The sequence below is a fragment of the Paraglaciecola sp. genome, assembly GCF_030730205.1.
Classification (GTDB): domain Bacteria; phylum Pseudomonadota; class Gammaproteobacteria; order Enterobacterales; family Alteromonadaceae; genus Paraglaciecola.
Map to the genome: position 1 here is coordinate 1 of NZ_JANQVQ010000129.1, position 3615 is coordinate 3615.

Here is a 3615-nt window from a genome sequence, read left to right on the forward strand (position 1 = left end):
TATCTACCCGGCACTTTATGTCAAATTAACCACACTAAAGTCACCTGCACAGTTGTTAAGCCAAATCCTTTGGGTGATGGGGGTAACCTCTGTGCGCGGAAGACCTGAAGTTCATGCATTGATCAGAAGGTTGAAGCTCCTACTGAAAGAGCATCAGGTGAAAGTCATCATCCTGGACGAGATGCAAAATGCTCTGCCATTTGCCGCCGGTCAAAAGCTTTTAGAAATCAGTAAAACGTTAACTGAGCTTTTGGACGATACGAATGTACCACTAATATTGCTGGGCACACCGGCACTGACGAAACGGCTAGACATCGACAAGCGTTCTCAGGACTTTCAACTTGAAGAGCAAATTGCCCGACGGTTTAGGAGTCCTATTAAGCTCCCAAGCTTCCCCAGTAGAGCTAAGGCGTGGATAGAAGCCATAAATTTTGTAACGGCAAAAAAAGGCATCGCCCCACTAACAGCAAAAGACTGGCAAATAATCTCGCGACTGCACATAGCGACAGATGGGCGAATGGCATTGTTACAGAAGCTCATTAGCCTATCGAAACTAAGTACAGAGCTGACGTCTGATACAGCTCTAAACGCTCTTAAGGATGCATTTAATGAGGGGTTCATGGAAAAGTTGAATCCTTTTGACCTTGACCATTTATCAGCAAAAGAGCTGAAGAAAATCACATCCATATAGGCATATACGATGAGTTATATTTCAGTACGGGTTGCTCCAACCATTGGAGAGTCGTTACCGGGTTTTCTACTCAGACTAGCCAAAAGAAACGGCTTTTGTGCTCTGGATGAGCTGATGACAAAACATCAACTAAACCATATTTACCGTGGAACAGGTGCGCTGTATGACAAGACCGTAAGTGAACTGGGCATTGCAGAACAGCTGAAAATAAAAGACTTCAACAGCTCTAAATCGAGCGTGTTTATGAAAAGTTGCCGAGTTTGCCCGACTTGCGTAAAAGCTTCCTTTCCGATTTTGGAGAACTGGCAATCAACGACAGCATTTCATTGTGATTTGCATCACACAGTATTGGTAGAGACATGTCAGGCGTGCCATAAAAATTTGACCTGGGATTTGCCAGTACTCGATGCGAAATGTTCTAACCAGTACTGTAGCGCACCACTTCCTGAGATAGCGTCAAAATTAAGAGCATTGAGCAAAGAAGCCTTTGAGGACTGCTATACAGCGTTTACATGGGCCAACATGGCTGTTGATATCGGCAACATGAATCGTTCTGAACAACTAGCGTTTGGTTATGAAGTATTGACGTGTGATAAGACATTTCTCCCACTGATTAAGGAATACCTGACCCAACAGGCACAATACTCTGGCTATCCAGACACAATGCGTTTTTGGCAAGCTTATTCCTGCTTAAGTGGCCTTAACCAGGACTGGGCTTTAAGGTCTGCGCTACTTACCGCTATTCAAAAACTATCGACAGAACATTTCGCTATTACGTCAGGCACGCTAACGCCGCTTTACGTACCTCACGACTTTAAAAAACACTACCTGGAAGGCATACCGCTCGACGAGACGTACTTTACCTTACGTAAAAGCTATATCTCGACTAAAAAAGTAGAATTCGACACCGTTAGCAAAGAACACTTTTCCTTTAGTAAGCTGATTAGTGCCTTATGTCGTTTCGCTATACCAAAGGACTCTAATACAGTCTCTTTACGTCATTGGCTATCTGTTATTGCGCCATACAGAGTCTCCGCTACTGACGTCATCCTCGCATGTTGCCAGGGAGATATTGATTTTTACTTTGATAAAAATGACCAACTATTAGATTCGCTGCACATTTCAGAAATTCATATGAGAAAATTCGTATTCTCACATCTGGATAAGTTTGAAAATGCTCATGTTGATGCACAAGCAGCATCATTGATTTGTCAGCTAAGTACTGAACAGATTTATGCAGCAAAAAGAGAGGGCCTGTTAAAAACTTACAGGGTGAACAATTTCACTCGAAGATCATTTCGGGTAAGGGATGTTCTGAAGCTTGCAAGATTATTAGATAACCAATTACCCCTACCTCTCAATTCAGCTGCATAATTGAATTTAGCTAGAGGCTTACTCCTCCGACTAGACCAATTAAAGAAAGAAACTATACTAAAATTGAGCCATTTATAGACCTATTCTACAGGACACTAAGATGGCAAAATTTAAACGGAAAAACTTCGTTTCTTCTTCAGAAGATCCCTATTTATTACAATCACTTCTCGATGAAGCAGTTAAACTTCAACATTTATCGTCAGAGCCAATGGAATCTTCGCTCACACTAGAAAACTTCTACCCTGTAGTTGAAAAAATCGAGGCCAGGAGGGAAGACAAGAGACTTTGTATTGTTAGCAGCTGGACTTGGTGGGACGTTATAAATTTAAATGACTCTGACCAAACACCTGCGTTGTCATACCTAACATCAAACTTTGTCATCAAAGACTGCCAAAACGAAATCGTTTTTGGCGGCTGCATAAAAAGCTCATCGCTGGTAAGCTTCGAAGATGGATACCTATTCGATACAAAAGAGCGCACTTTTATTTTAGTCGGCGAAGGCCTGAAAAAACGGATAGATGAAGCTTATATCACTCAAGATCACTTCAGGTTTAAGAACAGCATACGCACATAATTTGTAATGGCTTTTATCTGATCTGATATGTAGCTGAGAGGTTTCAATCTAACTTGGCAGCCAGTTATGAACGAAAAGCGGTCGTACGTGAATAAAAGTGAAAATGGCTCACCAGTTTATAAACAACGAAAAATTCACATAACAATTTTAAGAGAAGTTGAAAATAGTTTATCATCAAAAAAATTAAAGCTAGGTCGAGCTTTCATTAGATCGAAAAATGCTAATAAGGTTTAAAAGAAAGGATTCGAACCTATGTCCAAAATAGCACGCCACGCTTATGAGCAATATGCCAAACAAGTGAAACTATTACGATTCAACATATCGTAATCACTCAATTAAATTCTTTAACACAAATAAAAAACCTCTCTGTTAGATCGGATTTAAACTCATCGTATATATTAGGCTATCCTTTCGAAGACCCGAACGTGAGGTTAAACTCAGTCCATAATTAGAAAAAGATCTTCGCCCCTTTAACCAACCTCAGCACCATGCTTTGAGCGAGACGCAACTCCGTCAAAAATACCCTCGTACAAATTCTATCTATTTGTATGTTGATTTCATTTGGACTATACCTTAAATTACGGCATCTTTTTTATCGGGCCGTTTGAACTTGAGGCATTGAGTAAACCATTCTGAAAATATGAGAGAATGATGAAATTTTCCAGAAATATTATTCATTTTCAAATCTCCGCTGTTTTTTCAACGCATTGTAAATAAAGACATTAGCCTGAACCAGAATCCAGACTTATTTGGGAATAGCCACTTAATAAGCGCAGCCATTGCACGACGCTATAATCGGCCATTATTGGGTTTATATGAGGGTATTCGCGGGTTTGCTGGCGACTGAAATAGACATAATGCAAAACAATAAAGGCGCTTTACGCGCCCTTATTGTTTTTTGCCTGGGTCAAAACCTACGCTAGTAAGATAAACCCAAAGAACGCAGCAATGGCCGCCATTAACGCATAAGGGAACT

At 40.6% G+C, this 3615-nt stretch carries 3 protein-coding genes; all 3 read left to right on the forward strand.

All coding sequences use genetic code 11. The annotated features are described in order from the left end of the window. Positions 1-691: AAA family ATPase (locus NWQ57_RS09370; RefSeq protein WP_306021891.1), on the forward strand; the 691-nt coding region annotated here is incomplete at its 5' end. A 9-nt stretch (positions 692-700) separates the two neighbouring features. Continuing rightward, positions 701-2065 carry a hypothetical protein gene (locus NWQ57_RS09375; protein WP_306021892.1) on the forward strand — a complete coding sequence of 455 codons (1365 nt, stop codon included), beginning with the start codon at positions 701-703 and terminating at the stop codon, positions 2063-2065. A gap of 100 nt (positions 2066-2165) precedes the next feature. Next, complete coding sequence (locus NWQ57_RS09380) at positions 2166-2639, forward strand: hypothetical protein (protein ID WP_306021893.1); 474 nt, start codon at positions 2166-2168, stop codon at positions 2637-2639. Positions 2640-3615 lie beyond the last annotated feature (976 nt).